Source organism: Providencia heimbachae ATCC 35613, from assembly GCF_001655055.1.
GTDB lineage: Bacteria > Pseudomonadota > Gammaproteobacteria > Enterobacterales > Enterobacteriaceae > Providencia > Providencia heimbachae.
The window spans coordinates 164,589-186,482 of the sequence record NZ_LXEW01000040.1; the positions used below are offsets into that span (position 1 = coordinate 164,589).

Here is a 21,894-nt window from a genome sequence, read left to right on the forward strand (position 1 = left end):
CCTAGAGACCCGACTCTTTTAATATTTCAAGGAGCAAAGAATGCTTATTCTGACTCGTCGAGTTGGTGAAACACTCATGATAGGCGATGAGGTAACAGTTACTGTATTGGGCGTTAAAGGCAACCAAGTTCGCATTGGTGTTAATGCCCCAAAAGAGGTTTCTGTTCACCGTGAAGAAATTTATCAACGGATCCAGGCTGAAAAGACTCAATCAGATAATCAATAATAATGAATAAGCGTCCAGTTATTGACCGCACAGCAAGAATGGACGCTTGTCTTGTACTTTTTATACCATCTAATTAGTTCGTTTTTTATTCATTTAACTCGTTAGTAAATCATTTTACACAATACCATCTATTTTATTTTCTTCGCATTTAATTGCCATTGGTTGATATTTGTCCATGATAGTGACAAAAATGTAAAATAATGAACCCGATTCATTATTTTTGATACTCTGTTTTTATTCATAAAGTCATGCAAATAACGGCTGATAAAACTATTTTTCGGTGGTAAACTAAGCATCTTGCTTGTGAAATGTGCAAACAGACTGCGGAATGCAAAAAGTTTGGAAAAATTGTTTGACTTCTAAGTCTAGGAACGTAATATGTGCGCCACACAGAGACGAGATGTTTGAAAAAACAAATCATGTGTAACTAAAATATGGTGAGGTGGCCGAGAGGCTGAAGGCGCTCCCCTGCTAAGGGAGTATGCGGTCAAAAGCTGCATCGAGGGTTCGAATCCCTCCCTCACCGCCATTTTAGATTGTGCATCCGTAGCTCAGCTGGATAGAGTACTCGGCTACGAACCGAGCGGTCGGAGGTTCGAATCCTCCCGGTTGCACCATATTCAACCCTATGAGTGAATCTGATGGGGTTTTATTTTGGTTTTAAAATGCCAAAATACAGCAAGAATTAAAAAGTGCGTTTTTGATAAAGAAATTTGTTGTTGCATAACATGCATCCGTAGCTCAGCTGGATAGAGTACTCGGCTACGAACCGAGCGGTCGGAGGTTCGAATCCTCCCGGATGCACCATTTCTTAACTAATTTTATTAGTGAATCTTAAAACTACTTTATATCTAGTTTCTTGCTGCTGAGAGTCGATTGATTATCGACAGAAAATAAATTTTGCATCCGTAGCTCAGCTGGATAGAGTACTCGGCTACGAACCGAGCGGTCGGAGGTTCGAATCCTCCCGGTTGCACCATCATTAAAAAGCTCCTCTTTAAAGAGGAGCTTTTTTTTGCCTAAAATTTATCGTGTCATTTTTACTTACACTTCACAAAATCATCCATTAATAAACCACACATCTAGACAGCGACAATTTTTGTGATTTAAGCTAAAGTAAACACCTTAATAATATAAAACTAAATCACAGGCGGGAGGTCGATTTGATCCCGGACGTATCTAAAGCGCTCTCATGGTTAGAGGCGCACCCAGAAACCCTCAATGGCATCCAACGTGGCATTGAGCGTGAAACATTGCGTGTAACACCAACAGGCTCTATTACAGAGACATTACACCCTGAAGAACTGGGGAAAGCATTAACACATAAATGGATCACGACAGATTTTGCAGAGTCTTTACTTGAATTTATTACACCTGTAGATAAAAGTATCAGCCATAATTTGGCTTTTCTCAGGGATTTGCACCGTTATACGGCTCGCCATCTTCATAATGAAAGAATGTGGCCGTTGAGCATGCCTTGTTTTATTGAAAGTGAAGATAAAATTACACTGGCTCAATATGGTTCTTCTAACGTAGGGCGCTTTAAAACGCTTTACCGTGAAGGGCTTAAAAATCGTTATGGCGCATTGATGCAGACGATAGCGGGTGTTCATTACAATTTCTCATTGCCAATTGAATTTTGGCAGGCTTGGGCTGGCGTCAAAGATGCCGAAAGCGGGAAAGAGCAAATTTCAGATGGTTATCTCCGCTTAATTCGAAATTATTACCGCTTTGGTTGGGTTATCCCTTATTTATTTGGTGCATCACCGGCTATTTGTGGCTCTTTTCTTAAAGATAGAGATACCACATTAACTTTTGACAAAACCGAATGCGGCACTTATTACTTGCCATTTGCGACCTCTCTACGAATGAGTGATCTTGGTTATACAAACAAGTCACAAAGTGATCTCAACATCACGTTTAATCATTTAGATGAGTATGTGGAAAATCTGAAAAAAGCCATTCACAAGCCTTCTGCTGAATTTGAAAAGCTGGGTGTAAAGAAAGAGGGCAAATATGTCCAACTGAACACCAATGTGCTACAGATTGAAAATGAATTATATGCACCTATCAGGCCTAAACGTGTACCAAAAGGCACTGAATCGCCTTCTGATGCGCTTTTACGTGGCGGTATTGAATATATCGAGGTTCGTTCTCTCGACATCAATCCGTTTAGCGCAATTGGCGTGAATGAAACACAATCACGTTTTGTTGATCTATTCTTAATTTGGTGTGTCCTTGCTGATGCACCTGAAATGAATGCTCAAGAACTCGATTGTTGCCGTCAGAACTGGAACCGTGTGATCCTCGAAGGTCGAAAACCGGGCCAAGTGATCGGCTTTGGTTGTGGAAGTGAAGTCAAGCCATTAGTTGAGGTTGGGCAACAGCTATTTAAAGATTTAATCCGTGTTGCTGAAGTCCTCGATCCTTGTTGTGATGCTAAATATCAAGATGTTTGCCATGAATTTGTGGCGATGTTCGAAGATCCAACGCTAACCTATTCAGCACTCGTCATGGACGAAATGTTGGAAAAAGGTATTGGTGGCTATGGTCTAGAGTTAGCTGAAAAGTATTATGAGCAACTGATCAATGAGCCATATGAAGTGATCACGGAAGAACAGTTTGAACAAGCTCGATTAGCTTCCATTGAAAAGCAAGCAAGAATGGAAGAGAGTGAAACGGAAAGTTTTGAGGATTATTTACAGATACACGCAGGACGCTAAAAGAAAATGGCCACACTAAGTGGCCAAACAAAAAATATCTTAGAGAATTAGGGATGATAACAAAATTGCGCGTCTTTCAATAAATCAGACTCTGCATTTTCAAAATGGTTTCATTTATTTTTTAAATAAATTTTCATTTTCTTAGGAGGTCATGAAATGCCGTTATTAGACAGTTTTACTGTAGATCATACGCGTATGGCTGCACCTGCTGTTCGCGTGGCGAAAACAATGAAAACGCCAAGTGGAGATACCATTACGGTTTTTGATTTGCGCTTTACTGTGCCAAATCAAGAAGCGATGACAGAAAAAGGAACTCACACATTAGAGCATCTGTTCGCAGGCTTTATGCGTGACCATCTTAATGGCAATGGTGTCGAAATTATTGATATCTCTCCGATGGGATGCCGTACTGGTTTCTATATGAGCCTGATCGGTGAGCCTGATGAGCAACGTGTTGCCAAGGCTTGGAAAGCGGCGATGGAGGATGTTTTGACAGTTAAAGATCAAAACCAAATTCCTGAGCTTAATGTTTATCAATGTGGTACTTATGCGATGCATTCACTCGCAGAAGCACAACAGATTGCACGTAATGTGATTCAATCAGACATTGGTATCAATAAAAATGATGAACTTGCGCTTCCGGAAGAAAAATTAGCGCAGTTGCATATCTAGTTATCAACATGATAATTAAATAGCAAAATCATGATAGAAAGAAAAATAAAAGCCTTAAGTTATTTTTTAAGGCTTTTATTTTTTATCGTGAAAATTAAAGATTGGGAATTTGCGAGCTGAACGCTAATGGCATTATTCTGACTTGTTTGACAATATTATCATTCATTAATAAAACCTCGATAACATAGCGTCCCACTACAATTTCTTCTCCGACTTGCGGAATATCACCAATAACCTCTAAAACCATCCCATTAACGGTTCTAGGACCATCAATAGGCAAGTTCCAGTCAAAGGCCTTATTAAGGTCTCGAATGCTCGCAGAGCCATCGACAAGCACACTACCATCACTTTGTGGTAAAACCTCTTCAGATAATGATGGGGACATCGAGGTTGTAAAGTCACCCACGATTTCTTCAAGGATATCTTCAACAGTAATTAATCCTTGGATTTCACCATATTCATCAACAATGATGCCCAGTTTTTCTTTGTTATGCTGGAAATTAATTAGCTGAATATTTAATGGAGTACTATTGGGAATGAAATAAATATTATCAGCCGCTTTGATCAGATTTTGTTTGTTGAATTCACGCCTTTCCATCATCAGCCGATAAGCTTCGCGTACGCGTAAAATACCGATGGAGTCATCTAGTGAATCGCGGTATAGGACAATTCGGCCATGAGGTGAGTGAGTGAGTTGCCGAATAATCGACTTCCAATCATCATTAACATCTATACCAACGATTTCATTTCTTGGCAGCATAATGTCGCCAACAGTCACTTTATCTAAATCAAGAATAGAAATTAGCATGTCTTGGTTGCGGCGGCTGAGCTTATTTTTGGATTCATTAACAATGGTTCTTAGCTCTTCTTTATTCACCGCATCGCTACGAACTGCCAGTGATCTAACACCACAGCAGCGCAAAAAAAACGCAGAAATTGCGTTAAATGACCAGACGATGGGCATCATGATTTTTTGTAATGGTTTTAAAATGTAACTGCTTGGAAACGCAATTTTTTCTGGGTATAGCGCAGCAATTGTTTTTGGCATAACTTCGGCAAAAATTAAAATAACAAAGGTCATAATACCGGTGGCAATTGCAACACCTGCATTACCATATAAGCGCATACCAATAATTGTTGCGAGTGCAGAAGCGACAATATTAATGAGATTATTACCGATGAGGACGAGGCTAAGAAGTTTATCAGGGTGCCGTAACAGTTTTTCGACACGCATTGCGGAGCGATTACCTTGTTTGGCTAAGTGTTTTAAACGATAGCGATTTAGCGTCATCATGCTTGTTTCTGAGGCAGAAAAATAAGCAGACAGAAAAATTAAAACAATCAGTATGATGATTAGCGTACTGGTGGACACTTCATCCAAAACAAGCTTCCTTATTTTGTGGCGTATAAACTTGTATTATATGCGTTTATACAGAATATGGTTGAAATTTAAGGCACCATAACTTGTTGAATTAAACGGTTACCAAAAAAAGCCATTGTAAGAATAATTGAACCAGCAACGTGGAAAAGTAGAACGCGTTTGCCTCTCCAGCCACCGTGGAAATGTCCCCAAAGTAGAATGACATACACAAACCAAGCAATGACGGATAACACTGATTTATGGATATTTTCTTTATCAAAAATATTATCCATATAAATAAAACCAGTACATAAGGTAAGCGTCAATAAAATCACGCCTACTTGAGTGATGTGAAACATTTTTCGTTCGATAACCATCATGGGCGGCATATCTGAACTGAATTTGAGTGTTTTATTTTTGAGTTGGTGGTCAATAAGTGCAACCTGGAAAGCATACAAGGCGGCGATAAGCAGTGTTGCATAGCTTAATAATGCTAAACCAATATGGATAAATAGAGGGGTGCTTGCTTCTAAGTGAGTAATAAACTCACCAGGCATGATGGTTGAAAGCATTAAGTTAATGATAGCAAAACTATAGACTATTGGCGTTAGATACCAAGCCCGCCCCCAATACGACACTACAGTCATAATCACACACATTAATAAACTGACCGCTGAACCTAAATTTAATAGGGTTAAGTTTTGTCCTTCCGCTTCGCTAAAAATCAAAATTTTTAATGTAATAGCGTGGGTTATCAGCGCGATTATTGCTAATAAAAGGGCAATGCGACGGTACAGTGTCTGTTTGCGCACTTGACTTGGAACGATCAGTAGCAGGCTGACCATGTATGTACAAACTGCTATGACTGCAAATACGGGCATAGTATAGTGTCGATATTCATTTTTAGTGGATAGTTATTTTACAGTATAACGTGTGCGAGTGTAGGCTCCAACCATTGTTAGGGCTAATCGCTTGTTATTCGTTGCTGATAGCATTTAATTGTTCAAACCATTGAGCAATTTACCATGAAAGCTAAGCCATAAAAACCTGTAATATCAGCTATAAACAGGGGGCAGCAGAAAAGCATCAGATATGATAGAATACCACAATCACTTTTAGCGTTGGTTTCGCTGTAATCAATTTTGCTCATTTGATTAAATGACAAGCAAATAATTATTTGTTTAATTATGGCATCAATACTTGTAATTGAGAGTATTTGCAACCAAATCAGGCTATACAACGGCCCATAAACAGAATTGAGCTAAGACATATGTTTGATAATTTAACTGACAGACTATCGCGCTCTTTGCGCAATATCAGTGGACGTGGACGTCTGACTGATGAAAACATTAAAGAGACATTACGTGAAGTGCGCATGGCTTTACTGGAAGCCGATGTCGCTTTGCCCGTTGTCCGTGATTTTATTCAAAAAGTTAAAGAAAGTGCAGTTGGTCAAGATGTTAATAAAAGTCTAACACCAGGCCAAGAGTTCATTAAAATTGTCCAGAATGAACTGACAAACGCCATGGGGGCTGAGAACCACCAACTTAATTTGTCAGCACAACCGCCTGCGGTTGTTTTGATGGCGGGTTTACAAGGTGCGGGTAAAACAACCAGCGTTGCAAAACTGGGTAAACATCTAAAAGAAAAGCAAAAGAAAAAAGTTTTAGTTGTTTCCGCGGACGTTTATCGCCCTGCGGCGATTAAACAGTTGGAAACACTCGCTCAATCTGTCGATATCGATTTCTTCCCATCTGATGCGCAAGAAAAACCAATTGCTATCGTCCAAAAAGCGTTAAAACACGCCCAACTACAGTTTTATGATGTACTGCTTGTGGATACCGCTGGTCGCTTGCACGTTGATGAAGCGATGATGGATGAGATTAAAGAAGTTCATCGTGTTATCAATCCGGTAGAAACACTGTTCGTTGTTGATGCAATGACAGGCCAAGATGCGGCCAATACGGCAAAAGCTTTCAATGAAGCACTGCCTTTGACTGGGGTTGTTTTAACCAAAGTCGATGGTGATGCGCGTGGTGGTGCGGCATTATCTATCCGAGCCATCACAGGTAAGCCTATTAAGTTCTTAGGGGTCGGTGAGAAAACGGATGCTCTTGAGCCTTTCTTCCCTGATCGCGTCGCTTCTCGTATTCTTGGAATGGGTGATGTTTTATCTCTTATCGAAGAAATTGAGCATAAAGTTGACCGTGATGAAGCGGAAAAGCTGGCTAAAAAATTAAAAACGGGTGACGGTTTTGACTTAAATGACTTCCTAAGTCAATTACAGCAAATGCGTAATATGGGCGGTATGGCAAGCATGATGAGCAAAATGCCAGGTATGTCCCAGTTACCAGACAACGTTAAATCCCAAATGGATGACAAAGTGACTGTTCGTATGGAAGCGATGATTAATTCCATGACGCGCAAAGAGCGCCTAAAGCCTGAAATTATCAAGGGTTCACGTAAACGCCGTATTGCGGCCGGTTCGGGCACGACAGTCCAAGAGGTTAATCGCCTCTTAAAACAATTTGATGATATGCAACGCATGATGAAAAAGATGAAAAAAGGCGGGTTAGCCAAGATGATGCGCGGCATGAAGGGTATGATGCCTCCGGGATTTCCGGGGCGTTAAGCAATAAAGCCAGAAACAAAACGTACTTTTGATTGATTTTTGCGTCAAAGTGAGTAAACTTTTCGGGCTTTTTATATAACAACCGGACTCTATCCCTCGATGGAGTCTGGTTGTTTTGTTAACTAATGAGGATGTTATGGTAACAATTCGTTTATCTCGTGGCGGCGCTAAAAAACGTCCGTTCTATCAAGTCGTTGTAACCGATAGCCGCAATGCGCGTGACGGTCGTTTCATTGAGCGTATCGGTTTCTTTAACCCGATCGCTACTGGTCAAGCAGAAGAACTGCGTTTAGACCTAGACCGTGTTGAACATTGGGTTGGCTTAGGTGCAACGGTTTCTGACCGTGTTGCACAATTGGTCAAACAAGCTAAGAAAGCAGCTTAATCTGTCACGGTGGTAACAATGAGCAAGCAAACTAAACTAGTGCCTCCTACAACCCCAATTGTTTTGGGAAAACTAGGCGCTGCATACGGTATTCGTGGTTGGCTCAAAGTTTTTTCTTCCACCGAAAATGCTGAAAGTATTTTTGAGTATCAGCCTTGGTTTATCCAAAATTCAGGTCAATCGCAACATGTTGAGATTGAAGATTGGAAACATCATAACAAAGATATCATAGTCAAGTTGGTAGGGGTCGATGACCGCGATACAGCAACACTGTTGACCAACTTTGAAATTGCTGTTGATTCAACGCAACTTCCTGAGTTGGAAAATGAATACTACTGGAAAGACCTGATGGGCTGCCATGTAGTAACGTTACAAGGTTATGACCTTGGCGTCATCACTGACATGATGGAAACCGGTTCAAACGATGTACTGGTGATTAAGGCAAATTTAAAAGATGCATTTGGCATCAAGGAGCGGTTGGTTCCGTTTCTTGATGGGCAGGTTATCAAGAAAGTCGATCTCCAAGCCAAACTTCTTGAAGTGGATTGGGATCCTGGTTTTTAAATCTCCGGTTGAACGGTTTTAATGAGTGGGACTAAATCATGTGGATTGGTGTAATTAGCCTGTTTCCCGAAATGTTCCGCGCCATAACCGAGTACGGGGTAACTAGTCGGGCAGTGAAAAATGGCCTACTGACTGTTGCGTGTTGGAATCCAAGGGATTTTACTCACGATAATCATAAAACAGTCGATGATCGCCCCTACGGTGGCGGTCCTGGCATGCTGATGATGGTGCAACCGTTAAAAGATGCAATCAACGCAGCAAGAACTGAGGCTGGTGTTGGTGCGAAAGTAATTTATCTTTCACCTCAAGGGCGCAAACTAAGTCAAGACGGTGTTTGCGAACTGGCAACAAACGAGAAATTAATTCTTGTCTGTGGCCGTTATGAAGGTATTGATGAACGAATCATTCAAACCGAAGTTGATGAAGAATGGTCAATTGGTGATTATGTTCTCAGTGGTGGGGAACTCCCTGCTATGGTGTTGATAGACTCAGTCTCTCGGTTTATACCTGGGGTACTTGGGCATCAAGCCTCAGCGAAAGAAGATTCTTTTGCTGATGGTTTGTTAGATTGTCCTCACTATACTCGCCCTGAAGTGTTAGATGGCATGCAAGTTCCTGAGATCTTACTTTCAGGAAATCATGCGAAGATAAATCGCTGGCGCATGAAACAATCACTTGGCCGTACCTGGCTTAGAAGACCTGAGCTTCTAGAAAGCCTAGCTCTGACTGACGAGCAGAGGATGTTGCTAGCTGAATTCCAATATGAATATCAGGCTGAGCAACAAATGAATCCAGACAATCATATTGTCTAAATATATCAGTTTACCTAGGGTAAGAGAGTTATTATGAGCAACATTATTAAACAACTTGAAGAAGAGCAGATGAAGCAGGACATACCTTCATTCCGTCAGGGTGATACTGTGGAAGTTAAGGTATGGGTCGTAGAAGGCTCTAAAAAACGTCTGCAGGCATTTGAGGGCGTGGTTATCGCTATTCGTAACCGCGGTCTGCACTCTGCATTCACTGTTCGTAAAATTTCTAACGGCGAAGGTGTTGAGCGTGTATTCCAAACTCACTCACCAGTCGTAGATAGCATTGCTGTTAAACGTCGTGGTGCTGTTCGCAGAGCTAAACTGTACTACCTGCGTGAGCGTTCTGGTAAGGCAGCTCGTATTAAAGAGCGTCTGAACGCCAAGTAATACGCTTTCGCTACATCCGAAAGTTACGTTAAGGCCCGCATATTTGCGGGCCTTTTTTATATTCGCCATATATTCGTCATATTTCGCGCTGTGGCGGTGTTGGCTTCGTTCAGCCACACAGATCACATACTTAATGTATGCTCCCTGCGCTGTCTTCACTTTGCAGCCTAACTACAGCACGAACTATTTAGAATATACCTGATAAAAAATTATATTTTGTAAACTTATTTTTACGAAAATATTTTATTTTTACTTGGTTTTTAATTTTTACATTTATAATCTTCATATATATCATTAAAATTCAATTAATTAGATTGATGTAATTAATTGTTTACGCATTTTGATTTATTTTACACTTTTGGGTTGAATTCTTTACGATGCATGATATGTTATCTCTCACGCACTTAAACACAATATACAAATTATAAGCTAACAAGTAGGTAAAAATGATCATGCAAAAAGATGTACTCAATAACGTGAATATTCAAGATGAACAGGTCCTTATCACTCCTGAAAGTCTAAAAGAGAAATATCCGCTGAGTAACAGCAATCTGCATGCCATTGCGACATCGCGACAAATCATTGCTGATATTATTCATCAGCGTGATCCGCGTTTACTCGTGGTATGTGGTCCTTGCTCTATTCATGATGTTGATGCTGCTATTGAATACGGTGAGCGTCTGCAAAAATTGGCCGAAGAGTTAAGTGATAGCTTATATATTGTAATGCGTGTTTATTTTGAAAAACCTCGTACAACAGTGGGTTGGAAAGGTTTAATTAGCGATCCTTTCATGGATGGCACTTTTGAAATGGAAAAAGGGCTACACATTGCACGTGATTTACTGACTAATCTGGTGAATATGGGACTGCCTCTGGCGACTGAAGCGCTTGACCCAAATAACCCGCAATATTTAGGTGATTTATTTAGTTGGTCTGCCATTGGTGCAAGAACTACGGAGTCACAGACTCACCGTGAAATGGCATCGGGATTATCAATGCCCGTAGGCTTTAAAAATGGTACCGATGGGAGTTTATCAACAGCAATTAACGCATTGAAAGCGGCTGCAATGCCCCACCGTTTCATGGGAATTAATCAATCCGGACAAGTTTGCCTATTACATACGAAAGGCAATAATAACGGTCATGTTATTTTGCGTGGCGGTAAAACACCTAACTACAGCGCTGAAGATATTGCTGCATGTGAAGTTGAAATGAAAAAAGCAGGTCTCGAGCCATCTTTGATGGTGGACTGTAGCCATGGTAATTCAAACAAAGATTATCGCCGTCAGCCACTAGTGATTGAGTCAATCATTGAACAAATTGTTAATGGTAACGAATCAATTACAGGTATTATGTTAGAAAGCCACCTAAATGAAGGTAGCCAAACATCTGAGCAGCCACGCGACGCAATGAAGCATGGGGTTTCTGTGACAGATGCCTGCATTAACTGGCAGACAACAGAGTCGGTGTTACGTAATTTGCATCAGGCACTTTTGCCTGTGTTAGAACAACGTAGCCAAAAATTAAGCAAAGTGAGCTGATCAAGGTATTGGTATGTCTGTTGAACTATCCCATTTACGGGATCAAATTGATGAAGTTGATAAATCATTATTAGAGTTGCTCGCTAAGCGACTTCAGCTTGTTGCTGACGTCGGCGAAGTGAAAAGTAAACATGGTTTACCCATTTATGTACCTGAGCGTGAGTCGAGTATGTTGGCGGCTCGCCGCTTTGATGCTGAAAGGCTGGGGGTTCCCCCTGATTTGATTGAAGACGTTCTTCGACGGATCATGAGGGAGTCTTATGCGCGTGAAAATGATAAAGGGTTTAAAACATTAAATCCCTCTGCGGGGCCAATTGTCATCGTCGGAGGAGACGGTAAAATGGGGCGGTTATTTCATCGCCTACTCACTTTATCAGGCTATTCAGTGAAAATTCTAGGTGAAAATGATTGGCCACAAGCTGAATCCATTGTGTCTGGTGCCAGTATTGTGATGATCAGTGTCCCAATTCATTCCACCGTAGATGTTATTAATCAGCTACCTACGCTAGATGACGAAACAATATTAGTTGATATTGCATCGATAAAACAGAAACCATTAGAAGCAATGCTTGCTGTTCACAAAGGGCCTGTTCTTGGTTTGCATCCGATGTTTGGTCCAGATATTGGTAGTGTTGCGAAACAAGTATTTGCTTATAGTGATGGTCGTGAAGCTGAATCTTATCAATGGTTTCTTGAACAATTACTCGTTTGGGGAGCTCGGCTGAAAAAAATCACGGCGGAAGAGCACGATAAAAACATGAGCTTTATCCAAGCATTACGCCATTTTACGACCTTTACTTATGGGCAAAATTTAGCAGAAGAGCAGGTGGATTTACAACAACTCCTAGACCTTTCTTCGCCGATCTATCGCCTCGAATTAGCAATGGTAGGGCGGTTATTTGCGCAGGATCCTCAGCTTTATGCGGATATCATCATGTCATCTGATGAAAACGTAGAGCTCATTCGTCGTTACCATCAGCTCTTAGGGCAATCAATAGAAATGCTCGAAAGAAAAGACAAGGTTGAATTTGTGCGCCAATTTAATCAAGTAAGCGAATGGTTTGGTGAGGATGCTCACCACTTTATGAAAGAAAGCCAATCCTTACTACAGCGTGCAAACGATAATCGTAAATAATATAATCTCTGAATCCCCTACGTTGAGTTAATGATAGGGGATTTAATTTACCGACAACTCAATTTTATCCTTGATCGCTAAGTTCACCTAAATTTATTTAAAATACGTAATTTTACTTATGATCATAGTTTGTCACAAATTATCTCACTCACCCTACAAATAGCCAAATAATCTAGCGTTTAATTTAAAATTAATCTTCTTTTAGTATCGATATTTATAAATTGATCGATTTATCTGATAAAGATCTGCTGTATTTTACCGATAACACTAATCATTAAATGATGGTTAGCGTGGTAAACATATGTCTTTTAAAGATCTCAAAATTAGTATGAAGTTAATGATTGCGTTTGGGGTATTTGTCACACTCATCGTTTTAAGCTCAATTTTTTCATTATTGAATTTAAATCGGTCTAATGAAGGCATGCAACAAATTATTTCTGAAAGCTATCCCATTGCGGCAACTGCCGGCCAAATGATGGATAATTTTTACTCCTATATTGCTATTCAAGAATTGATTTTGCTCGATGAACGCGGTAGCGAAAAACGTCGAGAAGAATTAGCTAAAATTAGCCAAACCATAACCGACTTACTTGTAAAGCTTGATAGCAGCGTTACAGATGATCGTTCAAAAGAATTATTATCTGAACTTCACGAGATTCGAAAACAATTTCATGCCTCACAAGCCCGGATGAATGATTTTTTAAGTCAAAATAATCGACAAGCGGCAATTGATGAAATGATGACTAAAACGTCGATTATTCAGAGAGATTATCGCGAACGCATTCAAAACCTAATGGCAATTCAAGATGTAGAAATGCAGGGTATTGCCCATAAAGTTAATCAAGATTATGAAACTAATAAAATTTTATTAATTATTTTATCAATAATTGGCATTGCTATAGCAAGCGCTTTGGGTTGGTTTATTACTGTCATCATTACGCGGCCATTAGAGAAAGCCGTCGGTTTTGCACAGGCGATAGCCAGTGGAGATCTAACCAAAGACATTCAAGTCGACGCTAAAGATGAAACTGGCGTTTTGTTGCAGGCTCTAGTCGATATGAAATCTCGCCTATTAGAAATTGTTCAGGAACTACAGCATGGCTCTGAAAGCATTTCAGCAGCAGCAGGGCAGATAGTGGCTGGTAACCAAAATTTAGCGGCGAGAACAGAAGAGCAAGCTGCATCCGTGGAAGAGACAGCGAGCTCAATGGAACAAATAACCTCAACGGTAAAAAATACCGCTGAGCATACTCAGGAAGCGACATCATTGGCCAATAACGCAGAAATTGCGGTCAAAGATAATGGTAAAATGATGACACAGCTGACGGATAAAATGCGTGCTATTAATACTTCATCCGTTCAGATGACAGATATTATTAATTTAATCGATTCAATTGCATTTCAAACTAATATACTTGCACTTAATGCATCGGTTGAAGCTGCTAGAGCAGGAGAGCATGGTCGCGGTTTTGCGGTGGTCGCGGGAGAAGTTAGATTGCTAGCACAGAAAAGTGCAGCATCTGCAAATGACATCCGAGTATTGATTGATAATTCATCGTCTCAAACCAAAGACGGAATGCAATTAGTTGAACAGGCGAGTAACCAAATTTATGGCATGGTGGAAAGTGTTCAAGAAATGAATGCATTATTGCGGGAAATTGGGCAAGCTAGCCGCGAACAGAGTGAGGGTATTTCGCAAATTAACAGTGCCGTGGGGCAACTTGATTTAACCACACAACAAAACGCAAGTTTGGTTGAAGAATCGGTTGTAGCAGCGAGTTCACTAAATGAGCAGGCCTTTCACTTAAAAGAATTAGCGAATTATTTTCGAATTAGTTCGGCATCTTTAAAGGCAGAATAGTTTAAGTTAATAAAAATAAGCTGCCCCTAGCATATAGGACAGCTTATTTTATTGAAGTAAAAGTTAAGGTGTAATTTTTTCTGGTTCAACTGGAACGATATTTTCTGACGGATAGCAGCCTAATATTTTTATTGAGCGGGTTATTGCTGATAATTCATTTAATGCTTTTTGCATATTATCTGAACGAAGATTGGCATGAACATCAATATAAAACATTTCCTCCCAAGGCTTACCATTTATTGGGCGGGATTCGAGCTTACTCATAATTATTTTGTTATCTTTCAAGATAATTAATGCATCAACCAATGCCCCTGCTTGCTGACCTGTCGTGACCAATAATGTTGTTTTTGCAGGGACTTGTTCCGTTACTTCAATTGCTTTAGGTGCAACGACAATAAAGCGTGTCATATTAATTTGTTGATTTGCTAAATTATGCTCTAACACTTTCAAATTATATAGCGCACCACCGGCTTCACTTCCTAATGCGGCAACATTAGGGGTATTTTGTTCTGCGACCATTTGCATTGCGGTAGAGGTGCTATCGCAATATTTTATTTTCCAGTGTGGGAACTGAGCCAAATATTGGCTGCACTGTTGAAAAGGTTGTGGATGGCTATAAACAGTATCTATCTTAGTTAAATCAGTATCTCCCATCCCCAATAAACAATGATTTATTGGTAAACGAATCTCACCAACAATAGATAGTGATGTATTTTGCAGTAAATCGTAAACATCATTAATGGCACCTGAGCTGGTATTTTCAATGGGTAAAATACCGTAGTCAGCTTGTCCCGTTTCAACCAATGAGAAAATATCTTGGAATTTATGGCAGCTGCATTCAACTAATTGATCAAAATAGCGTGCAGAATACTGACGCGCTGCAATATGGGAATAAGAGCCTTTCGGGCCCAAAAAGGCAAATCGTGCAGAGTCATTTGGTGTTAAATTTAAATGCTGTTGCAAGATGGCTTGCTGAGTTAAGACGGAATCCTCAATAATCATTTGAAATAATCGAGTAACATAGAAACCATCTAGTCCTAAAGGCTTGCCTTTATTAATCAGTACATCAAGTAATTGGCGTTCACGGTCTTTATCTCTAATTGGGCGATTGTCATCAATTTTTGTTTCCGCAACCTCGACAGCATAGCCGCGACGTTTCGCTAAGAGATTAAGAAGCTCACTATCCAACTGGCTTATTCTTTCACGTACTTGCAGTAAATTCGTGCTGTTTTCCATCCTGCCACCCTATGAAATATCATTGAATAAAAAAAGCCCCCTAGTAGGGGGCTTTAAAATATTGTCTTCTTTTTTTTCTCGAACGACAAAAGCCCCTTATTTAAGAGTAGCTAAAAAAGAAGAAAAAGAAGACAAAATTGAGATTCATATGAAACACCTATTATTAGACATCTATTAAATAGACCTGATACTCAGCAGGATGTCAACAAAAAATAGGGGCTAACAAAAAACGCGCCCATAATGAGCGCGTTAGCAAAGTTTCAAGATAAGTTGATTGATAATATAAAATTATAACGTAACGATATTCGCTTCTTTTACACTATTACTTGCCCTTCTTGATTCTCCTTTGTGTTGCACTTTATTGAGTTGTCTTTCAAGTTTGTTGATCAGTTCATTTATTGCAACGTACATATCTTCATGCTTGGCACTAGCAACTAATTTTCCTGTTGCTGTTTTTATGTTGGCGTCAACCATAAAGCCTTGTGGTTCTTTAGATAACACGACATGAGTGTTAATCAGAGATACTTGCCATTTATCGAGCTTTGTTAGACGGCTTTCAATGTGCTCACGAATCGCTGGGGTAATGTCCATTTGCTTGCTAGTAATGTTCACTATCATATAGTTACCTCTCATTGTTTCCGTCTTCGATATCTTCAGAATACTCATAATCCATGATAAAAAATTGATATTGATCACATTTAAATAAGGTGTGATTAGCTTCCTGTTTGAAGTGTGATTTTGCATAAAAAAGGGAGTGAAAAGGATTGCCAAAATTATCTGATTAGGAGAAACTGATTAAGTTGACTATCGTAACGGTTAATAGTCGGAACTTTTTTTGGGTAAAAATTTAGATTACCTGAGAGGTTGGCTAAATAATCTGCTAGAATAGATAGTAATGAAAAAAACAGCAGCCTTGGCTGCTGTTTTAGATCCTACCGTGTCGTTATTGCGAGTTTGCAGCAACAATACTGGCAACTTTATTAGCTTCTTGATCTAATCCCATCTGATTATAAGCGATTTCCATATATTTCAGTGCGTTACGAGTTGCCTCTGTATCAGGGTAATCTTTTAGCATTTGCTGGGTACGATTAACAACCGCGACATAAGCTCCACGTTTGTTGTAGTATTCTACAACGGAGAGATCGAATTTCGCTAAGCGATCTTTCAGATAGACTAAACGCTTGCTAGCATCATTTGAATAAAGGCTATTCGGGTAATAGCGAACTAACTGACTGAAGTCCTTGAATGCAACTCGTGCATGCTGAGGATCACGATCAGAGCGATCAATACCAAAGAAGCCTTGTAGCAAGCTGTCATCTAATGCCATTGCCGTTAGGCCACGCATATAAATAACATAGTCAATGTTTGGATGGGTTGGATTTAAACGCATGAAACGGTCAATTGCCGCTATCGCCATTGGTAGCTCAGCTGATTTATAATAAGCATAAATGAGGTCTAATTGAACCTGCTGGGCGTATGGGCCAAATGGATAGCGATTATCCAAAGCTTCGAACTGTTTAATCGCGGCTTTATAGTTACCATCCTGTAATTTTTGCTGACCCGTACTATAAATTTCAGCTGGGGAGCTATCAGGGCTGATTTCGTTATTGCTGGAGCATCCGGCGAGAACCAGGCTCAACGTGGCAGCAGCCACCAGATATTTCATACGTTTTATCACGTGTAGGTTATCCTCTGAGTGTTTCGAGGGAGTCTATCCATAAGGCTCCCGGCAAAATTCGAGTTACAATAGCATATATTTTAAATGAAACGGCAGCGCCGTCAAAATACAAACACCGAAAAAGTAGATTAATTTATGGCTCAACAAGTACAACTTAGTGCAATTATCGCTGAATCACAGCTCGGTCAACGTTTAGATCAGGCTTTGGCCGAATTGTTCCCTGATTATTCACGCTCACGTATAAAAGAGTGGATTTTAGATGATAGAGTGCAGGTTAATGGCAAAGTTATCAATAAGCCAAAGGAAAAAGTTTTAGGTGGCGAACAAATTTCAGTCGATGCCCTTATAGAAGAAGATAGTCGTTGGGAACCACAAGATATCCCATTAAATGTCATTTATGAAGATGAAGATATCCTAATTATCAATAAACCACGCGGTTTAGTCGTTCATCCAGGAGCGGGTAATCCTGACGGAACAATACTTAATGCGTTGCTTTATCGCTATCCAGAAATTACTGATGTACCAAGGGCTGGCATTGTCCACCGCTTAGATAAAGATACAACGGGTTTGATGGTAGTGGCAAAAACAGTTCCTGCGCAAACGCATTTAGTTGAGTCTTTACAATTAAGAGAAATTACTCGCGAGTATGAAGCTGTTGCGGTTGGGAGAATGACCGCTGGTGGCATGGTGGAACAGCCAATCTCAAGGCATCCAACGAAAAGAACGCATATGGCGGTTCATCCAATGGGGAAACCTGCGGTGACTCACTATCGTATTATGGAGCACTTTAGAGCCCATACGCGTTTACGCTTACGTTTGGAAACGGGTAGAACGCACCAAATTCGTGTTCATATGGCGCACATTAACCACCCGCTAATTGGCGACCAGTTATATGGTGGTAGACCTCGCCCACTAAAAGGTGCAACAGAAGCATTCTTCGAAGTTATGCGTAGCTTTGATAGACAAGCACTTCATGCAACTATGTTGCGCTTGTATCACCCAATCTCAGGTATTCAAATGGAATGGCATGCACCATTACCTGATGATATGGTGAAACTTATTGATGCATTAAAAGCAGACACTGAACTACATAAAGACGATATGGATTGGTAATGAGCACATTGATTTTTCCTGACTGGCCTCAACCTAAAAAGGTTGCAAGTTGTAGCACGACTCGCGCTGGTGGCGTCAGCTTACCGCCATTCGATAGCTTAAATTTAGGTGATCATGTTGATGATTTACCTGAAGCCGTCAGTGAAAATCGCCATCGCCTAATTTCGTTAGCGCAACTGCCACAGCAACCGTTGTGGCTTGAGCAAGTTCATGGCACTACTGTATTACGCTTAAATGAAGAGCTGCTTGAAAGCAACCAAGCGGATGCCGTCTATACTAATAAGATTGGGCAAGTGTGTGCAGTGATGACCGCTGATTGCTTGCCTGTGCTGTTTTGTAATAAAGACGGAACCGAGGTTGCTGCAGCTCATGCTGGTTGGCGAGGATTGTGCAGCGGTGTTCTTGAAAATACGGTCGCGCAATTTTCTTGCCCATCAAGTGAGATAATGGCATGGCTTGGTCCTGCTATTGGTGCTGAAAAATTTGAGGTCGGCGTTGAAGTTAAAGAGGCTTTTGTAAATCAATCGAATGAGTTGATTGCAGCTTTTACCGCGAGCAACGATAAATACCTAGCAGATATCTATTCATTAGCGCGCCTGAAACTGCAAGCGGTTGGATTATCATCTATTTACGGTGGAACTTATTGTACAGTTACCGATAAAAACAGATTTTTTTCCTATCGACGTGAGGGTAAGACGGGAAGAATGGCTTCTCTAATATGGATAAATAACTAGTTTTAGCGTTTTATCCCGAATTAACAGATATACCAAAAATAATCAATCTTAAAACTTGAATATTTAAAAACAGACCTCATCTTATATCCAGTAGCAAATTTAATCTCATTTATCGGAGGTGTTATGCGTCTGGATCGTTTAACTAATAAATTCCAGCAAGCTCTCGCTGACGCCCAGTCATTAGCCCTTGGGCGCGAAAACCAATTTATAGAACCTATTCATTTATTAAGTGCCTTGTTTAACCAAGAAAGCGGCACTATTCGACCTTTATTGACAACTTTAGGCGTGAATGCCGTACAGTTCAAACAAAAGATTGAAGATACATTAGCGCGATTACCTCAAGTACAAGGTGTTGCGGGTGATGTTCAACCATCAAGTGACTTAATGCGTCATTTGAATTTATGTGATCAATTGGCACAAAAGCACGGAGATGAGTTTATCTCCTCTGAATTATTTCTTCTCGCTGCTTTAGAAGCCAATACAACACTAGCCGATATGCTCAAAGCGGCAGGTGTTAACAAAGATAACTTAAAAAAGGCAATCGAACAGATGCGTGGGGGCGAAAAAGTGAATGACCAAAGTGCTGAAGATCAGCGTCAAGCATTGAAAAAATATACGGTCGATTTAACCGAGCGCGCAGAGCAAGGTAAATTAGACCCAGTAATTGGGCGTGATGACGAGATCCGTCGCACAATCCAAGTATTACAGCGTCGTACTAAAAATAACCCTGTTTTAATTGGTGAGCCAGGTGTTGGTAAAACAGCCATTGTCGAAGGCTTAGCGCAGCGTATTGTGAATGGTGAGGTACCTGAGGGTCTAAAAAATAAACGTGTTTTATCACTGGATATGGGAGCACTGATTGCAGGTGCGAAATATCGGGGTGAATTTGAAGAGCGTTTAAAAGGTGTTTTGAATGACTTAGCGAAACAAGAAGGTAGCGTCATTCTATTTATTGATGAGTTGCATACCATGGTTGGTGCAGGTAAAGCCGATGGTGCAATGGATGCAGGTAACATGCTTAAACCTGCGCTTGCGCGTGGTGAATTGCACTGTGTGGGTGCAACAACTTTGGATGAGTATCGCCAATATATTGAAAAAGATGCGGCATTAGAGCGTCGTTTCCAAAAAGTGTACGTAGCAGAGCCGTCAGTAGAAGACACGATTGCAATTTTACGTGGTTTAAAAGAGCGTTATGAATTACATCACCATGTACAAATTACTGACCCTGCCATTGTTGCCGCGGCAACTTTGTCACATCGTTACATCAGCGATCGTATGTTGCCAGACAAAGCTATCGATTTAATCGATGAGGCGGGTGCAAGCTTACGTATGCAGATGGATTCAAAACCTGAATCCTTAGATAGATTAGAGCGTCGTATTATTCAGCTCAAATTGGAACAACAGGCACTGAAAAAAGAGTCTGACGATGCAAGTAAAAAACGCCTTGAAATGCTTGAAGAAGAGCTGGCGGAAAAAGAACGCGAGTATTCTTCTTTAGATGAAGAATGGAAAGCGGAAAAAGCCTCATTAACTGGCACTCAGCATATTAAAGCTGAATTGGAAAATACCCGTATCGAAATGGAAAAAGCGCGTCGTGTGGGTGATTTAGCTAAAATGTCTGAATTACAGTATGGCCGGATACCTGAGTTGGAAAAACAGCTTGAAGCTGCAACTAAGGCAGAAGGTAAAGGTATGAAGCTTTTACGCAACAAAGTTACGGATGTTGAAATTGCTGAAATTCTCGCTCGCTGGACTGGTATTCCTGTTTCAAGAATGCTGGAAGGTGAAAGAGAGAAATTGTTGCGTATGGAGCAGCAATTACATCAACGTGTTATTGGTCAAGACGAAGCAGTGGTTGCGGTTTCAAACGCAATTCGTCGTAGCCGTGCGGGGTTATCAGACCCTAATCGCCCAATAGGTTCCTTTATGTTCTTAGGTCCTACCGGGGTTGGTAAAACTGAGTTATGTAAAACACTGGCAAACTTTATGTTTGATAGTGATGATGCAATGGTTCGTATCGACATGTCAGAATTTATGGAAAAACACTCAGTGTCTCGTTTAGTGGGGGCACCTCCAGGATATGTTGGATATGAAGAAGGGGGCTATTTAACCGAGGCTGTAAGACGTCGTCCATATTCTGTTATTTTGTTGGATGAAGTTGAAAAAGCTCATCCAGATGTATTCAATATACTATTACAGGTTCTGGATGATGGTCGCTTAACCGATGGCCAGGGTAGAACCGTTGATTTTCGAAATACAGTTATCATCATGACATCTAACTTGGGTTCAGATTTAATCCAAGAAAGATTTGGCATGATTGATTATTCAGAAATGAAAGATATGGTGATGGAAGTCGTTGCCCATAACTTTAGGCCTGAATTTATTAACCGTATAGATGAAGTCGTGGTATTCCACCCATTAGGTAAAGAGCAAATTGCCAACATTGCTAACATTCAACTTGCTCGTTTATATAAACGTCTTGAAGAACATGGTTACGAAGTAACAGCAACAGCAGCTGCATTAGAAAAAATTGGTGAAGCTGGTTATGATCCGATTTTCGGTGCAAGACCGTTGAAACGCGCAATTCAGCAGGAAATTGAAAACCCGCTGGCACAAGAGATTTTGTCAGGTAGGTTAATCCCAGGAAAACCCGTTACCTTGGATGTTGAAAATGATGAAATTGTCGCAAAGCAGTAACTAATAAACGGTAATATTGCTCTTCGACTCAATAGGTAAACGAAAAGGCGGCTTTTATAGCCGCCTTTTTTATCGAAATTGAGCCTAAAACACCTTTTTTTGATGCTAAAATGGACGCAAAGTATAAAATACAGTCAG

The 21,894-nt window shown here is 40.4% G+C and carries 19 protein-coding genes, 4 tRNA genes and 1 other annotated feature; of the genes, 18 read left to right on the plus strand and 5 right to left on the minus strand.

The genetic code is table 11. The features are described 5' to 3' along the window. The first annotated feature begins 40 nt into the window (after nt 1-40). From csrA to luxS, 7 genes are all read left to right on the plus strand, one after another. Nucleotides 41-226 carry a carbon storage regulator CsrA gene (csrA, locus tag M998_RS14925; RefSeq protein WP_068439612.1) on the plus strand — a complete coding sequence of 62 codons (186 nt, stop codon included), beginning with the start codon at nt 41-43 and terminating at the stop codon, nt 224-226. 436 nt (nt 227-662) lie between these two features. Continuing rightward, nucleotides 663-755, plus strand: a tRNA-Ser gene (locus M998_RS14930). Nucleotides 756-766: 11 nt separating this feature from the next. Beyond that, nucleotides 767-843, plus strand: a tRNA-Arg gene (locus M998_RS14935). A 113-nt stretch (nt 844-956) separates the two neighbouring features. Next, nucleotides 957-1,033 (plus strand) — tRNA-Arg (locus tag M998_RS14940). Between the two features lie 95 nt (nt 1,034-1,128). Further along, nucleotides 1,129-1,205, plus strand: a tRNA-Arg gene (locus M998_RS14945). Nucleotides 1,206-1,389: 184 nt separating this feature from the next. After that, on the plus strand, nt 1,390-2,949 hold the full coding sequence (gene gshA, locus M998_RS14950; RefSeq protein WP_068439614.1) for a glutamate--cysteine ligase: 1,560 nt from the start codon (nt 1,390-1,392) through the stop codon (nt 2,947-2,949). Nucleotides 2,950-3,105: 156 nt separating this feature from the next. Continuing rightward, nucleotides 3,106-3,621 (plus strand): S-ribosylhomocysteine lyase, encoded by a 516-nt coding sequence (luxS, locus tag M998_RS14955; RefSeq protein WP_068439616.1) that lies wholly within the window; start codon nt 3,106-3,108, stop codon nt 3,619-3,621. A gap of 94 nt (nt 3,622-3,715) precedes the next feature. Here the strand turns inward: luxS and M998_RS14960 are convergent, their stop codons facing one another. Beyond that, the gene (locus M998_RS14960) at nt 3,716-5,002 is read right to left on the minus strand and encodes a CNNM domain-containing protein (protein ID WP_068439617.1); all 1,287 of its coding nucleotides are present in this window, start codon (nt 5,000-5,002) and stop codon (nt 3,716-3,718) included. A 68-nt stretch (nt 5,003-5,070) separates the two neighbouring features. Continuing rightward, nucleotides 5,071-5,862, minus strand: coding sequence for a cytochrome C assembly family protein (locus tag M998_RS14965; RefSeq protein ID WP_068439619.1), 792 nt, complete (start codon nt 5,860-5,862; stop codon nt 5,071-5,073). 389 nt (nt 5,863-6,251) lie between these two features. Here M998_RS14965 and ffh point away from each other — a divergent pair, with 389 nt between their 5' ends. The 8 genes from ffh (at nt 6,252) to M998_RS15005 (ending at nt 14,298) form a co-directional block, all read left to right on the plus strand. After that, nucleotides 6,252-7,613, plus strand: a complete 1,362-nt coding sequence (gene ffh / locus M998_RS14970; RefSeq protein WP_068439621.1) for a signal recognition particle protein — start codon at nt 6,252-6,254, stop codon at nt 7,611-7,613. A 136-nt stretch (nt 7,614-7,749) separates the two neighbouring features. Further along, nucleotides 7,750-7,998, plus strand: a complete 249-nt coding sequence (gene rpsP / locus M998_RS14975) for a 30S ribosomal protein S16 (RefSeq protein ID WP_068439622.1) — start codon at nt 7,750-7,752, stop codon at nt 7,996-7,998. 18 nt (nt 7,999-8,016) lie between these two features. Continuing rightward, nucleotides 8,017-8,562 (plus strand): ribosome maturation factor RimM, encoded by a 546-nt coding sequence (rimM, locus tag M998_RS14980; protein WP_068909592.1) that lies wholly within the window; start codon nt 8,017-8,019, stop codon nt 8,560-8,562. 38 nt (nt 8,563-8,600) lie between these two features. Beyond that, complete coding sequence (gene trmD, locus M998_RS14985) at nt 8,601-9,374, plus strand: tRNA (guanosine(37)-N1)-methyltransferase TrmD (RefSeq protein WP_068439626.1); 774 nt, start codon at nt 8,601-8,603, stop codon at nt 9,372-9,374. 33 nt (nt 9,375-9,407) lie between these two features. Beyond that, nucleotides 9,408-9,761, plus strand: coding sequence for a 50S ribosomal protein L19 (rplS, locus tag M998_RS14990; protein WP_068439628.1), 354 nt, complete (start codon nt 9,408-9,410; stop codon nt 9,759-9,761). A 446-nt stretch (nt 9,762-10,207) separates the two neighbouring features. Continuing rightward, nucleotides 10,208-11,302, plus strand: coding sequence for a 3-deoxy-7-phosphoheptulonate synthase (locus M998_RS14995; RefSeq protein ID WP_068439630.1), 1,095 nt, complete (start codon nt 10,208-10,210; stop codon nt 11,300-11,302). A 13-nt stretch (nt 11,303-11,315) separates the two neighbouring features. Next, nucleotides 11,316-12,437, plus strand: coding sequence for a bifunctional chorismate mutase/prephenate dehydrogenase (gene tyrA, locus M998_RS15000; protein ID WP_068439632.1), 1,122 nt, complete (start codon nt 11,316-11,318; stop codon nt 12,435-12,437). Nucleotides 12,438-12,738: 301 nt separating this feature from the next. Continuing rightward, nucleotides 12,739-14,298: a methyl-accepting chemotaxis protein gene (locus M998_RS15005; RefSeq protein WP_068439634.1), complete on the plus strand. Its 1,560-nt coding sequence runs from the start codon at nt 12,739-12,741 to the stop codon at nt 14,296-14,298. A 63-nt stretch (nt 14,299-14,361) separates the two neighbouring features. On the opposite strand, the gene pheA is transcribed toward M998_RS15005, so the two are convergent. The 3 genes from pheA to bamD all read right to left on the minus strand — a co-directional run bounded on the left by pheA (nt 14,362) and on the right by bamD (nt 17,209). Beyond that, nucleotides 14,362-15,534: a bifunctional chorismate mutase/prephenate dehydratase gene (pheA, locus tag M998_RS15010; RefSeq protein ID WP_068909594.1), complete on the minus strand. Its 1,173-nt coding sequence runs from the start codon at nt 15,532-15,534 to the stop codon at nt 14,362-14,364. Between the two features lie 26 nt (nt 15,535-15,560). Further along, nucleotides 15,561-15,683: a sequence feature (Phe leader region), on the minus strand. Nucleotides 15,684-15,822: 139 nt separating this feature from the next. Beyond that, entirely contained in the window at nt 15,823-16,152 is a 330-nt protein-coding gene (raiA, locus tag M998_RS15015) for a ribosome-associated translation inhibitor RaiA (protein ID WP_068439638.1), read from the minus strand. A gap of 325 nt (nt 16,153-16,477) precedes the next feature. After that, entirely contained in the window at nt 16,478-17,209 is a 732-nt protein-coding gene (gene bamD / locus M998_RS15020; protein ID WP_068909605.1) for an outer membrane protein assembly factor BamD, read from the minus strand. Between the two features lie 138 nt (nt 17,210-17,347). Here bamD and rluD point away from each other — a divergent pair, with 138 nt between their 5' ends. From rluD to clpB, 3 genes are all read left to right on the plus strand, one after another. Further along, entirely contained in the window at nt 17,348-18,325 is a 978-nt protein-coding gene (gene rluD, locus M998_RS15025; RefSeq protein ID WP_068909596.1) for a 23S rRNA pseudouridine(1911/1915/1917) synthase RluD, read from the plus strand. After that, nucleotides 18,325-19,059: a purine nucleoside phosphorylase YfiH gene (gene yfiH, locus M998_RS15030; RefSeq protein ID WP_068439642.1), complete on the plus strand. Its 735-nt coding sequence runs from the start codon at nt 18,325-18,327 to the stop codon at nt 19,057-19,059. Before rluD ends, yfiH begins: the two co-directional genes overlap by 1 nt. 123 nt (nt 19,060-19,182) lie before the next feature. Beyond that, on the plus strand, nt 19,183-21,756 hold the full coding sequence (gene clpB / locus M998_RS15035) for an ATP-dependent chaperone ClpB (RefSeq protein WP_068439644.1): 2,574 nt from the start codon (nt 19,183-19,185) through the stop codon (nt 21,754-21,756). The last annotated feature ends 138 nt before the right edge of the window (nt 21,757-21,894 follow it).

Excerpts from the sequence above, each read along its gene's own strand:
- pheA (WP_068909594.1), bottom strand. The coding sequence starts at position 15,534 with ATGGAAAACAGCACGAATTTACTGCAAGTACGTGAAAGAATAAGCCAG.
- csrA (WP_068439612.1), top strand. The coding sequence starts at position 41 with ATGCTTATTCTGACTCGTCGAGTTGGTGAAACACTCATGATAGGCGAT.
- M998_RS15005 (WP_068439634.1), top strand. The coding sequence starts at position 12,739 with ATGTCTTTTAAAGATCTCAAAATTAGTATGAAGTTAATGATTGCGTTT.
- rpsP (WP_068439622.1), top strand. The coding sequence starts at position 7,750 with ATGGTAACAATTCGTTTATCTCGTGGCGGCGCTAAAAAACGTCCGTTC.
- clpB (WP_068439644.1), top strand. The coding sequence starts at position 19,183 with ATGCGTCTGGATCGTTTAACTAATAAATTCCAGCAAGCTCTCGCTGAC.
- M998_RS14995 (WP_068439630.1), top strand. The coding sequence starts at position 10,208 with ATGATCATGCAAAAAGATGTACTCAATAACGTGAATATTCAAGATGAA.
- rplS (WP_068439628.1), top strand. The coding sequence starts at position 9,408 with ATGAGCAACATTATTAAACAACTTGAAGAAGAGCAGATGAAGCAGGAC.
- tyrA (WP_068439632.1), top strand. The coding sequence starts at position 11,316 with ATGTCTGTTGAACTATCCCATTTACGGGATCAAATTGATGAAGTTGAT.
- luxS (WP_068439616.1), top strand. The coding sequence starts at position 3,106 with ATGCCGTTATTAGACAGTTTTACTGTAGATCATACGCGTATGGCTGCA.
- rluD (WP_068909596.1), top strand. The coding sequence starts at position 17,348 with ATGGCTCAACAAGTACAACTTAGTGCAATTATCGCTGAATCACAGCTC.
- ffh (WP_068439621.1), top strand. The coding sequence starts at position 6,252 with ATGTTTGATAATTTAACTGACAGACTATCGCGCTCTTTGCGCAATATC.
- M998_RS14965 (WP_068439619.1), bottom strand. The coding sequence starts at position 5,862 with ATGCCCGTATTTGCAGTCATAGCAGTTTGTACATACATGGTCAGCCTG.
- yfiH (WP_068439642.1), top strand. The coding sequence starts at position 18,325 with ATGAGCACATTGATTTTTCCTGACTGGCCTCAACCTAAAAAGGTTGCA.
- rimM (WP_068909592.1), top strand. The coding sequence starts at position 8,017 with ATGAGCAAGCAAACTAAACTAGTGCCTCCTACAACCCCAATTGTTTTG.
- raiA (WP_068439638.1), bottom strand. The coding sequence starts at position 16,152 with ATGATAGTGAACATTACTAGCAAGCAAATGGACATTACCCCAGCGATT.
- trmD (WP_068439626.1), top strand. The coding sequence starts at position 8,601 with ATGTGGATTGGTGTAATTAGCCTGTTTCCCGAAATGTTCCGCGCCATA.